The sequence below is a fragment of the Methylobacterium aerolatum genome, from assembly GCF_022179085.1.
Taxonomy (GTDB): Bacteria; Pseudomonadota; Alphaproteobacteria; order Rhizobiales; family Beijerinckiaceae; genus Methylobacterium; species Methylobacterium aerolatum.
The window spans coordinates 54660-71327 of record NZ_BPQE01000027.1; the positions used below are offsets into that span (position 1 = coordinate 54660).

Genomic DNA, 16668 nt, shown 5'->3' on the forward strand with positions numbered 1-16668 from the left:
TTTTCGGCAGTGCTCGCGGCTCATCCGGCACGATCCGGTGATGCACGATCAAGAAATTACGTCGCCGCCGGGCCGCCGAGCTTGGCGCGATACTGTCGCTCGCCCTGGTGTCGGCGCCGGCTACGGTGGGCGTCGTGGCGCGGATCGATCAGGGGCAGCAGCGAATGCGCGTCTTCGTCGATGGCGCGCCGGCCTATTCCTGGCCGGTCTCCACGGCGCGGAAGGGCTTCGTGACGCCCAGGGGCCGGTTCCGGGTCGGCCGGATGGCCCCCTCCCGGCGCTCGCGGAAGTATCAGGGCAGCCCGATGCCCCACGCGATGTTCTCCCGGGGCAGCTACGCGATCCCCGGCACCACCGCGACCCGCTCGCTCGGGCGGCGGACCAGCCACGGCTGCATGCGCCTCGCCACCGGCCATGCCGCCACGCTGTTCCGCCTCACCCTACTGGGGCGCCCCGGTGGTGATCGGAGACTGAAACGGAACGGCCCGGCGCCATTTCGGGCGCCGGGCCGTTTCCTGCGGGTTTCGACTGTGGCGTGACGGGGGCCTCAGCCCTGGTTCTGGGTCCGCCGGGGCCGGACGGTCCAGCGCTCGAAGACCGTGCCCGGATCCTGCTTCTCGGTCGGCTGGGCCGGGTTCTGATGGATCGCCGCGCCGAGGGCCGCGGACAGGCTCTCGATCACGTCGTCGATCCGGGCGTCGCCGTGCACCGCCTCGGCCGGGCTGCTGCCGGCGGGCTGCTCGGGTTCGGCAGCCTCGGCATGCCGGGTCTCGCCCTCGTGCTCGTGGTGGAACGCCTCGCTGTGCTCGGCCTCGGCCGGGGCCGGCTCGTCGAAGGTGATGGGAGCGGCGGCGGTGGCCATGGCCGCCGCGATCGGGGCGGGCTCGGAGGCCGGCTTCGGCGCTTCCGGCGCCGGGACGGACGGCGGCGCGGACAGCGCGGCGGCCAAGGGTGAGGTGGCGGGCGCTGCGGCCGGAGACGGGAGCGGCGGAGACGGGCGGCGCATGGCGCCGACGGAGCCCTCGCCGGCCTCGTTGGAGCGGCTGCCGGAGCCGTAGCGGCCGAAGCCGAAGCGCGGCTCGATCAGGTCGAGGAGGGATTCCAGGGCGGCGTTGCCGACGCTCATCTCTTCCGTGGCCGGCACGCCCTGGATGGCCAGCGCCGGGCGCTCGTAGATCGCCTCCCCGGTCACCTCCCGGCCGAACCACGACGGCGGCGCGAAGGCGCGGGCTTGGTCCTCGCCGTCGAAGGCGACGGTGACGAGGTCGAGCCCGCCGGGGGTCACGTACCGGTCGATGACGATCTCCCGGCCGGCGGCGGACAGGGTCGTGCGGTCGTAGGCAGCCTTGCCGGGGCAGACGTCGAGCAGCGCGTCGCCATGGGCGCGGGGAACATCCGTCCGCTCCTCGACGCCGTCGTTCACGAGGACGAGATGGCAGGTCTGGCCGTCCACGCGGACGTAGGAGGCGCGGCCTCCCTGCGGCGCGAAGTGGCCCTCGGTGATCCGGCTGCCGCCCCGCTCCTTTCGGATGAGGCGAACGAGGGCGGGGGCGATCAGGAACCTGCGACTGGTGCTCATGGGACCTTCTCACTCCTCCCGCCCGGCACGGTCAAAGGGCCGGGTGATCCGCCCAATGGCGAGCACTGTACCGAGTGGAGCACAAGTCGAGGAGGCGGCGGACGCTCGGGAGAAACTGTCACGCTGCCGGAAAGACCCTGACCTGATTACCTCCAATCGGCCGCTCACGATTGACGACGGCCTAAAGATAATACAGCGACTACGCATAATGACGACGAAATCAAGGCGGTAGCCGGATCGGCGGGGGTCGGGCACGCCGCCTTTCCCCAACATCCCCGCTGCTCGGCCCCTTCCCGTCCGTCGTCCGCGCGGTCAGGCCGGCTCGAAGGCGAGCGCCGCCCCGTTCATGCAGTAGCGCAGGCCGGTGGGCGCCGGGCCGTCCTCGAAGACGTGCCCGAGATGGCCCTTGCAACGGGAGCAATGAACCTCCGTGCGGACCATGCCGAAGCTGCGGTCCCGCGTGGTCTCCACCGCGCCCTCCAGCGGAGCGAAGAAGCTTGGCCAGCCGGTGCCGGATTCGTACTTGGTGCCCTGCTCGAAGAGGGGCTGGCCGCAGCCGGCGCAGGCGAATGTGCCGGCCCGCTTCTCCCCGAGGTGGCAGGAGGTGCCGGGGCGCTCGGTGCCGTGCTCGCGCAGCACCCGGTATTGCTCGGGGCTCAGGCGGGAGCGCCACTCGGCGTCGCTCGTGGCGTCCGGGGCGCTGCTGGTTTCGGTCGGGGTCGCGGACATGGGTCTCTCCTTGCGACCCCGTATATAGGGGCGATCCCCGCCGGATTCAGGCGGCCGCGCCCACGGTGTCGGCCATCCGCGCCTTCCGTGCGCCCATCGGACGCGGACGGCCCGTGGTGGTGTCGCGCCCGGTCTGGTGCTCGATCTCGGCGTTGATCTCGCCGCCGAGCAGGATGATCGTCGAGGTGATCCAGATCCAGGTCATGAAGCCGATCACGGCGCCGAGGGACCCGTAGGTCTCGTTGTAGGTGCCGAAGTTGGACACGTACCAGGAGAAGAGCAGCGAGGCCACGAGCCAGAGCAGGCCCGCGACGAGGCTCCCGGTTCCGACCCAGCGCCAGCGGGCGTGCTCGCGGCTCGGGCCGAACCGGTAGAGCACCGAGAGGGCGCCCAGGATCACGACGAGCAGGGCCGGCCAGCGCAGGGCCGCAATCAGCCACGCCCCGGAGCCGAGCCCGAGGAAGTTGAGCATCACCGGCACGACGACGATGGCGTTGAGGGCGATGACGATGAAGATCAGCGCGCCGACGGTGAAGGTGAGGGAGCGGAGGTTCAGCCAGAAGAAATTCCGCTTCTCCTCCTCCTCGTAGACCACGTTCAGCGCATCGAACATCGCCTTCATGGCGGCGTTCGCGCTCCAGATCGAGACGAGGAGGGTGGTGAAGAATGTCAGGCTCAGGGTCCCGCTCGGCTTGGCGGCGATGCGCTTCACCTGATCGCCGATGATCTCGACTGCGCCGGAGGGCAGCACGGAGTGGAGCTGGGCGAGGTGATCGTTGATGGCGGTCGCGTCGGCGAACAGGCCGTAGAGCGTCACCAGCGCGGCGATTCCGGGGAACAGGGCGAGCAGGGTGTAGAAGGTCACGCCCGCCGCGACGGCCAGCACCCGGTCCTTCAGGAATTCGAGGTAGACGCGGACGAGGATGTCCTTCCAGCCCGCCGCCGGGATCTGGGTCGGGTGCTGGGCGTCCCGCCCACGCTCGGGCTGCGTGGCGGCGATGAGGTGCGCGGCGCGGCCCTCGATCGAGCGCGCGCCGATCTCCGTGGTCTTCCTGGCCGACGTAGCCTCGGGCTCCGGCACGGCCGGCGCCGGCGCCGTTGCCGCCACGGCGCCGCGGGGGCGCGCCATGGTGAGCGCGACCAGGGCCGTGCCGAGCATCAGCACCCACAGGTGCGACGAGGTCTCGGAGGGGCCGCTCGGGCGCTGGGAAGGGGCAGACATCGGGGGGCAGGCCGGACCTGGGCGGGCGCCATTGCCACGCTCTCCTGCCGCAAACGCCGACTCCCGCCGGCTGTTCCGCCGGATCCCGGTCACGGGTCGGTGCGTGTGCGGGATGGCCCGCGGACCGCGTGGCGCGAAGCCCCGTGACGGAACGGCCTCTGGCGCGTTGTGCCGGAATGCCGAGCGCCGCCCTCCCCGTGTCGTCCCCTCCCCGCCTGGGTTTCTGCTGCACCTTCATCCTGGACGAGCCCCCCGGGACACATGCCACCCTCAAGGCGGCGAAGGAGGCGACGCGCGCCATGAACCTGACCACCGTGACCATGGCGCATCTGGCCAAGCTCGATCCGGCGGCCCGCCGGGCGAAGCTCGGCGATGTGGTGCGCCACAACCTCACGGTCCTCTCCCGGCAGATCGCCTGGGTCGGGGCGCGCCCCCCGCTGGAGCGCCTGCTGCGCATGGGCAGCAACATCCTGCCGGGCTACACCCACCTCGCCGTGCGTGCGCTCTACGCCGAGCCGGACCTGCGGGCGGAGGTGGATCGGGGCCTCGCCGAGGCCGGGGCGCTGGCGCGGTCGCTCGGCGTGCGGCTGAGCTTCCATCCGGGCCCCTTCTGCCTGCTCGCGAGCCGCAACCCGGCGGCCATCGAGAACGGTCTCTCCGAACTCGACTACCACGCGGAGGTCTTCGGCCTGATGGGCTACGGCGGCGGATGGCACCCGCACGGCGCCCACATCAACATCCATGTCGGGGCGGGCGACCCCGGCGTCGCGGGGTTCCGCGAGACCCTGCCGCGGGCGAGCCGCCTCGCCCGGGACCTCGTGACGGTGGAGAACGACGAGAACCTGTTCGGCCTCGACGAGGTGCTGCGTTTGGCCGACCTCGTGCCGGTGGTCCTCGACCTGCACCACCACTGGGTCGAGAGCGGCGGCGCCTACCTCGAACCCGACGATCCGCGGATCGCCAGGGTGATCGACTCGTGGCGCGGCGTGCGGCCGGTCGCCCATATCAGCGTCTCGCGGGAGATCGCCACGGCCGGGTGCGACCCCGCCCTCCTGCCGGATTTCGGCGCGCTGCGCGATGCCGGCCACTCAGTCCGTGACCTCGCGGCCCATTCGGACCTGATGTGGAACGCCGCCGTCAACGACCTCGTGGCGCGCCATCTCTCGTGGGCGGATTTCGAGATCGAGGCCAAGTCGAAGAACCTCGCCTCGATGCAGATCGCCGGCCACATCCTGGCCCGCCGGAAGGCGGCCGCCGCGTGAGGCGTCACGGGGCCGCCGCCTCGACGGCGGAGGCGTGGCGCGCTAGTCCTGATGGCGATGAAGACCGCCGATTGCGACATCCTGATCGTGCCCGGGCTCGGGGGCTCGGGCGAGGAACACTGGCAGACCCGATGGGCCGGGCGTCTCTCCACCGCCCGGGTGGTGACGCAGGACGCATGGCACGATCCCGAGCCGGAGGCGTGGTGCGGGCGCATCGCCGAGGCCGTGGCGCAGGCCACGCGCCCGGTGATCCTCATCGCCCACAGCCTCGGCGTCGTGGCCTGCGTGGAGGCGGTGCCGCGGTTTCCCGAAGGCGTGGTCCGCGGCGCGCTGTTCGTGGCCCTGCCCGACGTCGAGGATGCGCCGAACCTGCCGGATTCCGTGCGCGCCTTCGCCCCCGTGCCCCGCGACCCCCTGCCCTTCCCCTCCCTCGTGGTGGCGAGCCGCACCGATCCCCACTGTGCCTACGAGCGCGCGGACGATTTCGCCCATGCCTGGGGCGCGCTCACCGTGGATGCCGGCGAATCGGGCCATATCAACGTCGCGAGCGGGCACGGCCCCTGGCCGGAGGGCTTGATGCGGCTGGCGGGATTCATGAAGGGGTTGTGAGCGCAAGGCGCGGCACCGACGCGCCGTAACGGGCCGCCCCACGGAAAGTGAGCGGTCCCTCCTTGCGCTTTGCCGAGTGATTGCACATTTTGCTATCATGAACAGCCGTCACGCGAAGACGTTGCGCGCCGTCTTCGCCGATCCTGTCTCGCCGCAACTCGAGTGGCAGGCGATCGAAGCCCTTTTCATCGCCGTGGGATGCCGCGTGATCGAAGGATCAGGCTCTCGCGTGCGGTTCGAGCGCGACGGCGTCGTCGCTTCGTTCCATCGACCTCACCCCACGAAGGAGGCGAAGCGATATCAGGTGCGGGATGCGCGCGATTTCCTCAGCAAGATCGGGGTCGCCCCATGACGACGTTGAACCATAAAAACTTTCATGCCCGGGTCGAATTCGATCCGGAAGACGGGCTGTTTGTCGGCCGAATTGCCGGGATCAACGACGTCGTTGGATTTCACGGCGAAAGCGTCACCGAGCTCACGGCGGCGTTTCGTGAGGCCGTGGACGACTACATCGAAACCTGTCGCCACGTAGGAAAGGAGCCCGAGCGCACCTATTCCGGGAAGCTGATGCTGCGCGTTCCGCCTGACCTTCACGCCCAGGCTGCCCGCGCTGCCGAACTCTCGGGCAAGAGCCTCAATCAATGGGGTGAGGACGTGCTGCGGGCGGCGGTGCGCGCGTGATGCGGCGGTGATCGTCCCGTGAATTAACCACCCGTTAACTCACGGAGCGTCGAGTGGCGCCACGGGTCCCATGCTGTGGCTCCCGCCCCCGGAGAACCCCGTGACGCGCAAAGATCTCCTCGCCCGCCTCGATGCGGTCCAGGTCGCCCTCGGCGACCGGGCGCACAAGACCTTCAACTCGTCGCTGTTCAGCGACGCGGCCCTGCTCAAGCGGATCGAGGCGTTCGAGGCCCAGGTCGGCCAGCCGGAGAAGCCCAAGCCCGCCGAGTACACCGGCAACATGTTCTCGCGCATCGCCAACAAGCGCGCCGTCGCCGGCCGGTAAGGTACGGATTCCGAAGGACGAGTCCTTGGGCGGGAGCAGGGCTCGAGCCCTGCCATTCCAGGGGCTTCGCCCCCGGACCCTGAACCAAAGGGCGTGACGCCCTTTGGAAACCCCAGGTCTAGACTGCCTCGGTCTCGCCGCCGAGATCGCCCTCGCCGCCTTCGTCCTCTCCCTCGATGTGCTCCACCGAGACGACCTTCTCGGTCTTGTCGGTGTTGAACACCGTCACGCCCTGGGAGGCGCGGCCGACGATGCGGATATCGTCCACCGGCACCCGGATGAGCTGACCGCCGTTCGTGACCAGCATGATCTGGTCCGACGCTTCCACCGGAAAGGACGCCACGAGGTGGCCGTTGCGGGCGTTGACCCGCATGGCCGTGATGCCCTTCCCGCCCCGGCCCGAGGTCCGGTACTCGTAGGACGAGGATCGCTTGCCGAAGCCGCGCTCGGAGATGGTGAGCACGTATTGCTCGGCCGCACCCATCTCGGTGTAGCGCTCGGTCGAGATCGCCGCCGCCTCGGCGCCCTCCTCCGGCTCCTCGGCAGCCTCCTCGGTCTCGCCGGTCACGGCCCGTCGCATCTTGAGATAGCCCGCCCGCTCCTCGGCGGTGGCATCGAAGGCGTTCAGGATCGTCATCGAGATCACCCGGTCGCCTTGGGCGAGGTTGATCCCGCGCACGCCCGTCGAATCCCGGCCCTTGAACACGCGCACGTCCTCGACGGGGAAGCGGATGCACTGGCCGAGGGCCGTGGTGAGCAGCACGTTCTGGTCCGGGCGGCAGATCTCGACGTGGACGATGTGGTCGCCCTCATCGAGCTTCATGGCGATCTTGCCGTTGCGGTTCACCGTGGTGAAGTCCGACAGCTTGTTGCGCCGGACGGTGCCGCTCGCGGTCGCGAACATCACGTCCAGCGTCTCCCAGGAGGCTTCGTCCTCCGGCAGCGGCATGATCGTGGTGATGCGTTCCGAGGTGTCCTGCAATTGCAGGATGTTCACGAGCGCCTTGCCGCGGGCGTTCGGCGCGGCCATCGGCAGGCGCCACACCTTCTCCTTGTAGGCTTGGCCCTGGCTGGAGAAGAACAGCACCGGTGTGTGGGTGTTGGCCACGAACAGGCGGGTGACGAAATCCTCGTCGCGGGTTGCCATGCCGGAGCGGCCCTTGCCGCCGCGCCGCTGCGACCGGTAGGTCGAGAGCGGCACGCGCTTCACGTAGCCCGCATGGGACACGGTGACGACCATGTCCTCTTTCTGGATCAGGTCCTCGTCGTCCACGCTCGAGTCGTAATCGACGATCTCGGTGAGGCGCGGCGTCGCGAACAACGCACGGACCTCGGCCAGCTCGGTCTTGACGATCGTCTGGATCCGCTCCCGCGAGCGCAGGATATCGAGGTAGTCGGCGATCTCGTCGGCCAGCGTCTTCAACTCGTCCCCGACCTCATCGCGGCCCAGCGCGGTGAGGCGCTGCAGGCGCAGGTCGAGGATGGCGCGCGCCTGGGTCTCGGACAGGCGGTAGGTGCCGTCCTCGGCGACGCGGTGGCGGGGGTCGTCCACCAGGGCGATGAGCGGGGCGATGTCGTGGGCCGGCCAGTCGCGGCCCATCAGCGCCTCGCGGGCGGAGTTCGGATCCGGCGAGGTACGGATCAGGCGGATCACCTCGTCGATGTTGGCCACCGCGATGGCCAGCCCGCACAGGACGTGGGCGCGCTCGCGGGCCTTGCCGAGGAGATACTTGGTCCGGCGGGAGACGACTTCCTCGCGGAAGTCTACGAAGGCCTCGAGCAGGTCCTTCAGGTTCATCAGTTCGGGGCGGCCGCCGTTCAGCGCCACCATGTTGCAGCCGAAGGAGCTTTGCAGGGGCGTGAAGCGGTAAAGCTGGTTGAGCACCACCTCGGCCATGGCATCGCGCTTGATCTCGACCACGATGCGCATGCCGCTGCGGTCGGACTCGTCGCGCAGGTCCGAGATGCCCTCGACCCGCTTCTCCTTGACGAGCTCCGCGATCTTCTCGACCAGCGTCGCCTTGTTCACCTGATACGGGATCTCGGTGAAAATCAGCGCCTCACGCTCCTTGCGGAGTTCCTCGACATGGGACTTCGCGCGCATGATCACCGAGCCGCGGCCGGTGGTGTAGGCCTGCCGGGTGCCGGCCCGGCCGAGGATCATGCCGCCGGTGGGGAAGTCCGGCCCGGGGACGATCTCGTTCAGCTGCTCGATGGTGAGGCCGGGATCGTCGATCAGGGCGATGCAGGCGTCGATCAACTCGCCGAGGTTGTGCGGCGGGATGTTGGTGGCCATGCCCACCGCGATGCCGCCCGCGCCGTTGACGAGGAGGTTCGGGAAGCGTGCCGGGAGGACGGTCGGCTCCTCGCGGGATTCGTCGTAGTTCGGTCCGAAATCGACGGTGTTCTTGTCGATGTCGGAGAGCAGGTAGGTCGCGGGCTTGGCGAGCCTCGACTCGGTGTAGCGCATGGCCGCGGGCGGATCGCCGTCGACCGAGCCGAAATTGCCCTGCCCGTCGATGAGCATGAGGCGCATGGAGAAGTCCTGCGCCATCCGCACCAGGGCGTCGTAGATCGATTGGTCGCCGTGGGGGTGGTAGAGGCCGATCACGTCGCCGACGATGCGCGCCGACTTGACGTATTTGCGCTCCGGCAGGTGCCCGGATTCGAAGGCGGAGTAGAGGATACGGCGGTGCACCGGCTTCAGCCCGTCGCGGGCGTCCGGCAGGGCGCGGCTCACGATCACGCTCATCGCGTAATCGAGGTAGGAGCGGCGCATCTCGTCGGTGATGGAAACGGGGCGGATGTCGCTGGCGGGCGGCGGGGCACCCGTCGGATCGGTCTCGGCCAAGTGATGTGTCCGTCTGTATCCGGGCCTCAGGCAGGATGGTGCCGGGGCCTCGCGGCGCGCTTCGGAAGCGCAAAGATATCAGACGTTTGGTTAAGGGCTTTCGCGTGCGCGCGCAAGGCTCGCCCCGGCCCGGTGGCCGGGGCGCGACCCTGTCACTCAGTAGAAGTAGATCGGACGGCGGTAGCCGTAATGGTGACGGTGGCCCCAGTGGCGACGGTAGCCGTAATGGCGGTAGCCGTAGTGACGGCGGTAGCCGTAGTGGCGGCGCCAGCCGTAATGGCGGCGCCAATGGTGGCGGCGCCAGCCGTAATGCGCCTTGGTCACGGCCGCCTCGGGGGCGGTTGCGGCGGCGGCCATCGGCACGGGCAGCGGGGCGGCCTGGACGGGCGCGGCCGCCGGGGCGAGGAAGAAGGCGGCGAGCAGGATCAGGATCGGCCAGCGCGGCAGACGTAGGGAACGCATCGTGGTGTTGTCCTCCCGTTGACGGAGTGGCCCCATCGTGCCGAGCCACGCCCGAAGAACGGTGAAGGTGGCAAAACGGTTCGACGTTTCCACCCCAAGTCATGTTGCCGACTGCGCAGACGGTTCACCATCCATGAACCCGGCCGATCCGGGCACCGTGCCGCCCTTGCGGCGGGGGACTGAAATCCCATTATGCGGGCTGTCACAGTCGAGTTCGAGAAGCGATGCCGTCGTTGTCTGAGCGTCTCCGTGCCCTCCTGCCCCGCCGATTCCGCACCCGGCGGCCGCGGGTAGCGGTGGTGCGCCTGTCGGGGGTGATCGGGGCCACGTCTCCCCTGCGCCAGGGCCTCTCCATCGAGGGGGTGGCGGGGAGCCTGGAGCGGGCCTTCACCCTTCCGGGGGTGAAGGCGGTGGCGCTGGTGATCAACTCGCCGGGCGGGTCGCCCGCGCAGTCACACCTGATCTTCCGGCGCATCCGGGCGCTGGCGACGGAGAAGGAACTCCCGGTCGTCGCCTTCGTGGAGGATGTCGCGGCCTCCGGCGGCTACATGATCGCCTGCGCGGCCGACGAGATCGTCGCGGACCCGACCTCCATCGTCGGGTCGATCGGCGTCGTCTCGGCGGGCTTCGGCTTCCCCGGCCTGCTGGAGAAGCTCGGCATCGAGCGCCGGGTCCACACGATGGGCGAGGCCAAGGCCATGCTCGACCCGTTCCGCCCGGAGGATCCGGCGGACATCGAACGGCTCAAGCGCATCCAGGCCGACGTGCAGGGCGTGTTCACCGACCTCGTCACGTCCCGCCGCCCCGGCCTTCCAGCGGGGGAGAACCTGTTCACCGGCGCCGTCTGGACCGGGCGCCAAGCCCTGCCGCTCGGTCTCGTCGACGCCATCGGCGACCTGCGCACCACCATGCGCGCGCGCTTCGGCGAGAAGGTCGATCTCGTGCCGATCGCCGGGGCGAAGGGCGGTTTCCTCACCCGGCTCCTGCGCCGCAACGCACCCGGCCGCATCGGAGAAGCCGTCGCCGCCCTGCCCGGCGAGACGCTGGCGACGCTGGCCGAGCGCGCGGCCTACGCGCGGTTCGGGCTCTAGCGGCCCGCTCGAAAAGCCCCGCCGTCCTTGCGAGTGGGACGGGGCGTCACGTCCTGAATGTCCGGCCGGAACGTTCGTCGCCCTCCCCCGCTCACGCCCGCGAAGACGGGGAGGGCTTCCGGGCCGCAACGACCTGTCCGGCCAGACACCCAGGCGTCTCGCCGCCACGGATCGCTTCGCTCACCCGCGGCGAGACGATGCATCCACGCGGGGACGATGGCGGCTTCTCGAAGAGCGCTCGGGCCTCTGCAGCGGTGGCCCGCCGGATTCCTTCGGCGGAGCCCCCGCACTGGCGTCAGCCCCGGCGGCTGCGGCGCCGCGAGACTTCGGCGAGGGCGGCGAGGTCCTTCGCCCCGTCCCCGTGCGCGATGGCCTCGATGAGGTTGTCCCGCAGCACGCTCGCCACGGGCATGGGCACCCCCGCGCCCTCGGCCGCCTGGAGGGCGAGGCGCACGTCCTTGGCCCCGAGCGACAGGCCGAAGCCCGGCGGATCGTAGCGGGAGGCCGCGATGGCGCCGCCGTAGTTCTTGTAGATCGGCGCCGCGAAGATCGTGTTCATGACGAGATCAAGGAACTCGGCGCCGGGGACGCCGTGCGACTCTGACAGGGCGCAGGCTTCGCCCATGGCCTCGATGGCGGCAACGATCATGAAGTTGCCCGCGAGCTTCACCGCGTTCGCCCGCTTGGCATCCTCGCCGTAACGCCAGGTCTTCGCACCCATGGCGTCGAGGACGGGCGCCGCGCCGTCGATGGCCTCCGCCGGCCCGGCGGCGACGATGTTGAGCTTGCCCGCCTCGGCGACGTCGGGGCGGCCGAAGACCGGGGCGGAGACGTACGGGATACCCGCCCGCCCGTGGATCGCCGTGAGCCGTTCGGCCAGCGCCACCGAGACGGTGCTCATGCCGAGGTGGACGGACGGCCGCCCGCCACCGTCGAGGAGTCCGCCCTCGACCACCACCGCCTCGAGGGCGGCGTCGTCGGCCAGCATGGTGATGGCGGCGTCCCCGGCGAAGGCTTCTGCGGCCGTCGCCACGGGCGTCACCCCCGGAATGCCCTGCGCGCCCTCCGGCGAGCGGTTCCAGGCCCGCACCGTGTGGCCCGCCCGCGCGAGGCTCGCGGCCATGCCGCGACCCATCTTGCCCATCCCGATGATACCGACGTCCATCTTCGTCTCCCGGAGTTCCGGCCCGCAAGATGGGAAACATCCTGCGCACGGGAAGTGCTCCCGGGCGGGCGCCGATCGGGGTACGCTCGTTCCGCGGGGCCGCGGATCGTGGCAGGCTGCCGCGATGAGCGATTCCCGGCCCTCCGGCCTCCTCACCGACATCCCGGGCATCCGCGTCGGCCACGCGGCCGATCTGCGGGTGCGCAGCGGCGTCACCGCCATCCTGTTCGATGCGCCGGTGGTGGCCTCGGTCGACGTGCGCGGGGGAGGACCCGGCACCCGCGAGACGGACCTCCTCGACCCAGAGCGCACGGTGGAGACCATCGACGCCCTCGTCCTGTCGGGGGGCTCCGCCTTCGGTCTCGACGCCGCCGCCGGTGTGACGGCGTGGCTCGCCGGGCAGGGCAAGGGCTTCGCCGTCGGCGGGGTGCGGGTGCCGATCGTGCCCGCCGCGATCCTGTTCGACCTGCTCAACGGCGGCCACAAGCAGTGGGGCGACGATCCCCCCTACCGCGACCTCGGGCGACGGGCGGCCGAGGTGGCGGGCGGGGATTTCGCCCTCGGCTCCGTGGGGGCCGGGACGGGCGCCCGCACCGGGAACCTCAAGGGCGGGATCGGTTCGGCCTCCGCGCCCGTCGAGGGCACGCCCTTCCGGGTGGCGGCGCTCGCGGCGGTGAACGCCTTCGGCCGGGCGGTCGTGGGCGACGGCCCGCATTTCTGGGCGGCGCCCTTCGAGGTCGGCGGCGAGTTCGGGGGGCTCGGGCTCCCCTCCCCAGTGCCCGAGGCGGCCCATGCCTTCCCCGCTCGAATCCTTCCCGGCGCGGCCACCACCCTCGCGGTCGTCGCCACCGACGCGGCCCTCACCAAGGCGCAGTGCCGCCGCCTCGCGGTGGCCGCCCAGGATGGGCTGGCCCGCGCCCTGGTCCCCGCCCACACGCCGCTGGACGGCGACCTCGTCTTCTCCGTCGCGACGGGCGCCCAGCCGCTCGCCGACCCGGTGGGCGACGTGGCCCGCCTCGGCCATGCGGCGGCGCGGGTGCTCGCGCGGGCCATCGCGCGGGGGGTCTACGAGGCGACCGGCCTGCCAGGTGTCACGGCGGCGGCGCCTGGGGCGATGGAGGGGTTGCCGCCGGCGTGGCGGGACGTGTTCGGGGGGCGGTAAGCCGCGCTTGTCAGACCCAGTTTTCGGTCCGCAGGCCCGGTATGCGCTCGAACTCCCGCAGGTTGTTCGTGACGACGATCAAGCCCTCGCTGCGAGCATGTCCGCCGATCTGCATATCGTGCGGCCCACACACTCTCCCTGCCCGACTGAGTTCGGCGTGAACCTGCCCGTAATGTGCGGCGGCCTTCTCGCCGAATGGCAGAACTTCGAGGTGCGAGATAAACCGCTGGATGACCTCGAGATTCTTGGTTCGATGCTGAGATTTCTCCGCGCCGTAATGTAATTCACCGAGAGTGATGCTCGAGATACAGAGCTGATCGGCCAATAGATCGAAACGCTCGCGCAACTCTGGTGGTCGTGACTTGATAATGTATATGCAAATATTCGTATCCAGCATATAGGCGAGCATCAGAACGCCTCACGCTCCTCGGCGATAGGCTGATCACGCTCGACCATGAAGTCGTCGCTGACGCGTGGGCCGTTCGTGAAGAAGTCGTCCCACCGCTCCCCGCGGGGCACGATAACCCGGCTGCGGCCGACTTTCATGATGTCGACGTGATGCACATCCTCCGGGAACGCCACCGCCTTAGGGAGGCGAACGGCTTGGCTCCGGTTGCTGATGAAGACCGTCGAACTCGGCATCGTCGGGACCTCTGCATATCCCAATGGGATATACCGAGGCTCGGGTGGGTGGACAAGTGTCGGATACCAGGGGGAGACGGGGAGGGTTTCGAACCTTCGATGAGCGGAACTCGCAAAGTCGAAATTCGTCCGCCGCCCCTCGATTGTTTCACCTCGCTCGCGACGACGGCCTTGTCCTCACACCGCGTCCTTCGCCTCGGCCAGCAGGTCCGCGAGCCCCTTGTCCACTTCGGCGGCGAGCATGGCCCGCTCGGGCACCGTGAGGTCCCCCGCCCAGCCCTTGCCGCCCGCCTCCTTCTCGCCGAAGCCTTCGGTGCAGCGGGCGCGCTCCGAGGCGATGAAGGCTTCCACCTCCTCGGGGCGGGTCCGCATGGCGTGGACGAGGCCGAACCACGCGGCCCGTTCCACCACCGCGAGCCGCGCGCGCAGGCGGATCGCCACCGCCTTCTCGGGATCGACCGTCTCGCTCATCCGTCCTTCTCCGCCAGTTGTTCGATCAGGCCCTGCAACCGGCCGGGCACGGTGTCGGGGGTCGCACGGGCGTAGAGCACCCGCAATTGCCGGCCGATCTCGGCGAGGCTGAGCGAGCCCTTCGGGATCACCCGGTCCGCCGAGGCACCGAGGCTTGCCTTCTCGGCGGGGGTGATCTCCTTGGCGGTGAGTACCACCACGGGGACGTCGCCGTCCGGCCGGGAGCGCAGGGCGCGCAGGAAGCCGAACCCGTCCATCTCCGGCATCATCAGGTCGAGGAGGATCAGGTTGGGCCGCGCGAGGTCGAAATGCTCCAGGGCGACGCGGCCGTTGGCGGCCTCGTCGACGATCCATCCCTCGCGGGAGAGGGAGCGGCGCAGGCGCTCGCGGGCGTCGTCGTCGTCGTCCACCACGAGCACCCGTGCCTCGGCGGGGGCCTGGGGCCGGTAGCACTCCATCAGGGATTTCAGGCGATCCCAGTCGATGGGCTTCACGAAGTAATCGGTGGCGCCCAGCGCCTGGCCGAGGCCCTGCTCCGCCACCACGGAGGTCATGATGACGGGGGTGCCGGCGAGATCCGGGTCGCTGCGCACCGCGTGGAGCACGGCCCAGCCGTCCATGCGCGGCATCTCCACGTCGAGGAGGATCGCCCGGGGCTTGAGGGCGCGGGCCAGGGTCAGCCCCGCCCGGCCGTCGGCGGCGGTGCGGACATGGAAGCCCTCCCGTTCGAGGAAGCGCTGGAGCAATTCCCGCGCGGCCGGATCGTCGTCAACGAGGAGCACCGTGTCGTGGTGCAGGATGTCGTGCTGCGCCTCCAGCGCCGTCGCTTCGTCCGCCGGCTCCTCCTCGGGGATGAGCACCGAGGGGATCCGCATGGTGAACGTGGCGCCCTGCCCCGGCTCGCTTTCGACGCCGATGTCGCCGCCCATCGTGCGGCAGAAGGCGCGGGTGATGGCGAGCCCGAGGCCGGTGCCGCCGAACTGGCGGGTGGTCGAATCGTCGGCCTGCACGAACCGCTCGAACAGGCGGCCCATCTGCTCCCGCGTCAGGCCGATGCCGGTATCGGTCACCGCGAAGGACAGCCAGTCGGCCCCGTCCTCCCGGTGGCGGCGGGCGGTGAGGGTGATCGTGCCCTTCTCGGTGAACTTCGCGGCGTTGCCGACGAGGTTGAGCAGGCACTGGCGGATCTTGGTCTGATCCTGGTGCATCTGCCCGAGATCGCCCTCGGTATCGAGGACGAAGCGGTTGGCCTTCTTCTCGATCAGGGAGCCGGTGGCGTCCTGGACGTCACGCAGCAACTCGGCGATGGTGAAGGTCTCGGCCGAGGCGGTGACCCGGCCCGCCTCGATCTTGGAGATATCGAGCACGTCGTTGATGAGGGACAGGAGGTGCCGGGCCGCCGCCTCGATCTTGCGCAGGTCCGGCAGCAGGGCCGCCTGGCCGATATCCTCCAACTCCTCGCCCAGCATCTCGGAATAGCCGATCACCGCCGAGAGCGGCGTGCGCAACTCGTGGCTCATGTTGGCGATGAACTGGCTCTTGGCGCGGTTGGCGGCCTCGGCCGCCTGCCGGGCGCGCTCGGCCTCGGCCTCGGCCTCCTTGCGCACGGTGATGTCGACATGGGTGCCGACCCATTCGCGCAGGGTGCCGTCGGAGGCGAAGACCGGCACGCCCCGGGCCTCCATGTCCCGCCACACGCCGTCGTGGCGGCGCAGGCGGTGAGTGACGAAATAGGGCACGCGCTCCTCGACGGAGCGGGCCCAGGCCTCAGCGACCTCGCCCCGGTCCTCGGGATGGATCGCGTCCACCCAGCCCCAGCCCTGGTAGGCTTCCTCGGTCTGGCCGGTATAGGCGCCCCAGCGGGGCTGCGGCGGCAGCAGTTCGCCCTCCGCGTTGGTGTTCCAGATCACCGCCGCCGAGGCGTCGACCAGGGCGCGGAAGCGCTCCTCCGAATGGCGCAGGCGCTCCTCGGTGCCGCGGCGGCGGGTGATGTCGGTGTTGGTGCCGTACCAGCGCAGGATCGACCCGTCCGGCGCCCGGTGGGGCATGGCCTGCGACAGGAACCAGCGGTACTCGCCGTTGGCGCCGAGCAGCGGGAATGTGTCCTCCCACGGCACCCCCGCCTCCACGGCGAGGCGGTAGCGGACCTCGACGGCGGCGATGTGGTCCGGGTGGTGGAGCCTGCGCCAGCCCCAGCCCTGCATCTCCTCCAGGGTGGTGCCCGTGAAATCGTACCAGCGGGCATTGTACCAGATGATATGGCCGTCGGCCCGGGCGATCCAGGCGAGCTGCGGCAGGGCATCCGCGAGGTTGCGGAAGTCGTCGTCGGTGACGGCATCGCCGCCAACTGGTTCGCTCATGGCCCTGCCGGTTCTGAAGACAACCGGAAGGTAGGGCGCCCGCCCCGCCAAGTCATG

General features: G+C 70.1%; 18 protein-coding genes. 8 read left to right on the plus strand and 10 right to left on the minus strand.

What is annotated here, in order from left to right:
* Positions 1-107 precede the first annotated feature (107 nt).
* A complete protein-coding gene (locus MFF06_RS18085) occupies positions 108-539 on the plus strand; it encodes a L,D-transpeptidase (RefSeq protein WP_238206513.1) in 432 nt (143 codons plus the stop codon).
* An 8-nt stretch (positions 540-547) separates the two neighbouring features.
* Here MFF06_RS18085 and MFF06_RS18090 read toward each other — a convergent pair whose 3' ends face one another.
* From MFF06_RS18090 to MFF06_RS18100, 3 genes are all read right to left on the minus strand, one after another.
* Positions 548-1579: a CYTH domain-containing protein gene (locus tag MFF06_RS18090; RefSeq protein ID WP_238206514.1), complete on the minus strand. Its 1032-nt coding sequence runs from the start codon at positions 1577-1579 to the stop codon at positions 548-550.
* A gap of 312 nt (positions 1580-1891) precedes the next feature.
* Positions 1892-2308 (minus strand): peptide-methionine (R)-S-oxide reductase MsrB, encoded by a 417-nt coding sequence (gene msrB / locus MFF06_RS18095; protein WP_238206516.1) that lies wholly within the window; start codon positions 2306-2308, stop codon positions 1892-1894.
* Positions 2309-2354: 46 nt separating this feature from the next.
* On the minus strand, positions 2355-3530 hold the full coding sequence (locus MFF06_RS18100; protein ID WP_238206531.1) for a YihY/virulence factor BrkB family protein: 1176 nt from the start codon (positions 3528-3530) through the stop codon (positions 2355-2357).
* A 176-nt stretch (positions 3531-3706) separates the two neighbouring features.
* On the opposite strand from MFF06_RS18100, the gene MFF06_RS18105 reads away from it, so the two are divergent.
* From MFF06_RS18105 to MFF06_RS18125, 5 genes are all read left to right on the plus strand, one after another.
* Positions 3707-4792 (plus strand): apurinic/apyrimidinic endonuclease family protein, encoded by a 1086-nt coding sequence (locus MFF06_RS18105; protein WP_238206533.1) that lies wholly within the window; start codon positions 3707-3709, stop codon positions 4790-4792.
* A 57-nt stretch (positions 4793-4849) separates the two neighbouring features.
* On the plus strand, positions 4850-5401 hold the full coding sequence (locus MFF06_RS18110) for an RBBP9/YdeN family alpha/beta hydrolase (protein ID WP_238206663.1): 552 nt from the start codon (positions 4850-4852) through the stop codon (positions 5399-5401).
* Positions 5402-5498: 97 nt separating this feature from the next.
* Complete coding sequence (locus MFF06_RS18115; protein WP_238206535.1) at positions 5499-5753, plus strand: type II toxin-antitoxin system HicA family toxin; 255 nt, start codon at positions 5499-5501, stop codon at positions 5751-5753.
* Positions 5750-6082 carry a type II toxin-antitoxin system HicB family antitoxin gene (locus MFF06_RS18120; RefSeq protein WP_238206537.1) on the plus strand — a complete coding sequence of 111 codons (333 nt, stop codon included), beginning with the start codon at positions 5750-5752 and terminating at the stop codon, positions 6080-6082. Before MFF06_RS18115 ends, MFF06_RS18120 begins: the two co-directional genes overlap by 4 nt.
* A gap of 100 nt (positions 6083-6182) precedes the next feature.
* Positions 6183-6407, plus strand: coding sequence for a hypothetical protein (locus MFF06_RS18125; protein WP_238206545.1), 225 nt, complete (start codon positions 6183-6185; stop codon positions 6405-6407).
* Positions 6408-6525: 118 nt separating this feature from the next.
* Here MFF06_RS18125 and gyrA read toward each other — a convergent pair whose 3' ends face one another.
* Positions 6526-9258: a DNA gyrase subunit A gene (gyrA, locus tag MFF06_RS18130; protein ID WP_238206547.1), complete on the minus strand. Its 2733-nt coding sequence runs from the start codon at positions 9256-9258 to the stop codon at positions 6526-6528.
* 156 nt (positions 9259-9414) lie between these two features.
* Positions 9415-9720 carry a hypothetical protein gene (locus tag MFF06_RS18135; protein WP_238206548.1) on the minus strand — a complete coding sequence of 102 codons (306 nt, stop codon included), beginning with the start codon at positions 9718-9720 and terminating at the stop codon, positions 9415-9417.
* A 224-nt stretch (positions 9721-9944) separates the two neighbouring features.
* Between MFF06_RS18135 and MFF06_RS18140 the strand changes: the two genes are divergently transcribed.
* Positions 9945-10811 carry a S49 family peptidase gene (locus MFF06_RS18140; protein ID WP_238206550.1) on the plus strand — a complete coding sequence of 289 codons (867 nt, stop codon included), beginning with the start codon at positions 9945-9947 and terminating at the stop codon, positions 10809-10811.
* A 295-nt stretch (positions 10812-11106) separates the two neighbouring features.
* On the opposite strand, the gene MFF06_RS18145 is transcribed toward MFF06_RS18140, so the two are convergent.
* Positions 11107-12198 (minus strand): NAD(P)-dependent oxidoreductase, encoded by a 1092-nt coding sequence (locus tag MFF06_RS18145; protein WP_373323131.1) that lies wholly within the window; start codon positions 12196-12198, stop codon positions 11107-11109.
* Here MFF06_RS18145 and MFF06_RS18150 point away from each other — a divergent pair.
* Positions 12101-13138 (plus strand): P1 family peptidase, encoded by a 1038-nt coding sequence (locus MFF06_RS18150; RefSeq protein WP_238206554.1) that lies wholly within the window; start codon positions 12101-12103, stop codon positions 13136-13138. The genes MFF06_RS18145 and MFF06_RS18150 overlap by 98 nt on opposite strands.
* 10 nt (positions 13139-13148) lie before the next feature.
* On the opposite strand, the gene vapC is transcribed toward MFF06_RS18150, so the two are convergent.
* The 4 genes from vapC to MFF06_RS18170 form a co-directional block, all read right to left on the minus strand.
* Entirely contained in the window at positions 13149-13547 is a 399-nt protein-coding gene (gene vapC, locus MFF06_RS18155; RefSeq protein ID WP_238206556.1) for a type II toxin-antitoxin system tRNA(fMet)-specific endonuclease VapC, read from the minus strand.
* Complete coding sequence (vapB, locus tag MFF06_RS18160) at positions 13547-13780, minus strand: type II toxin-antitoxin system VapB family antitoxin (protein ID WP_238206558.1); 234 nt, start codon at positions 13778-13780, stop codon at positions 13547-13549. Before vapB ends, vapC begins: the two co-directional genes overlap by 1 nt.
* A 177-nt stretch (positions 13781-13957) precedes the next feature.
* Positions 13958-14251, minus strand: coding sequence for a hypothetical protein (locus tag MFF06_RS18165; protein WP_238206560.1), 294 nt, complete (start codon positions 14249-14251; stop codon positions 13958-13960).
* A complete protein-coding gene (locus MFF06_RS18170; RefSeq protein WP_238206562.1) occupies positions 14248-16611 on the minus strand; it encodes a response regulator in 2364 nt (787 codons plus the stop codon). The genes MFF06_RS18165 and MFF06_RS18170 overlap by 4 nt, the downstream gene beginning before the upstream one ends.
* Between the last annotated feature and the right edge of the window lie 57 nt (positions 16612-16668).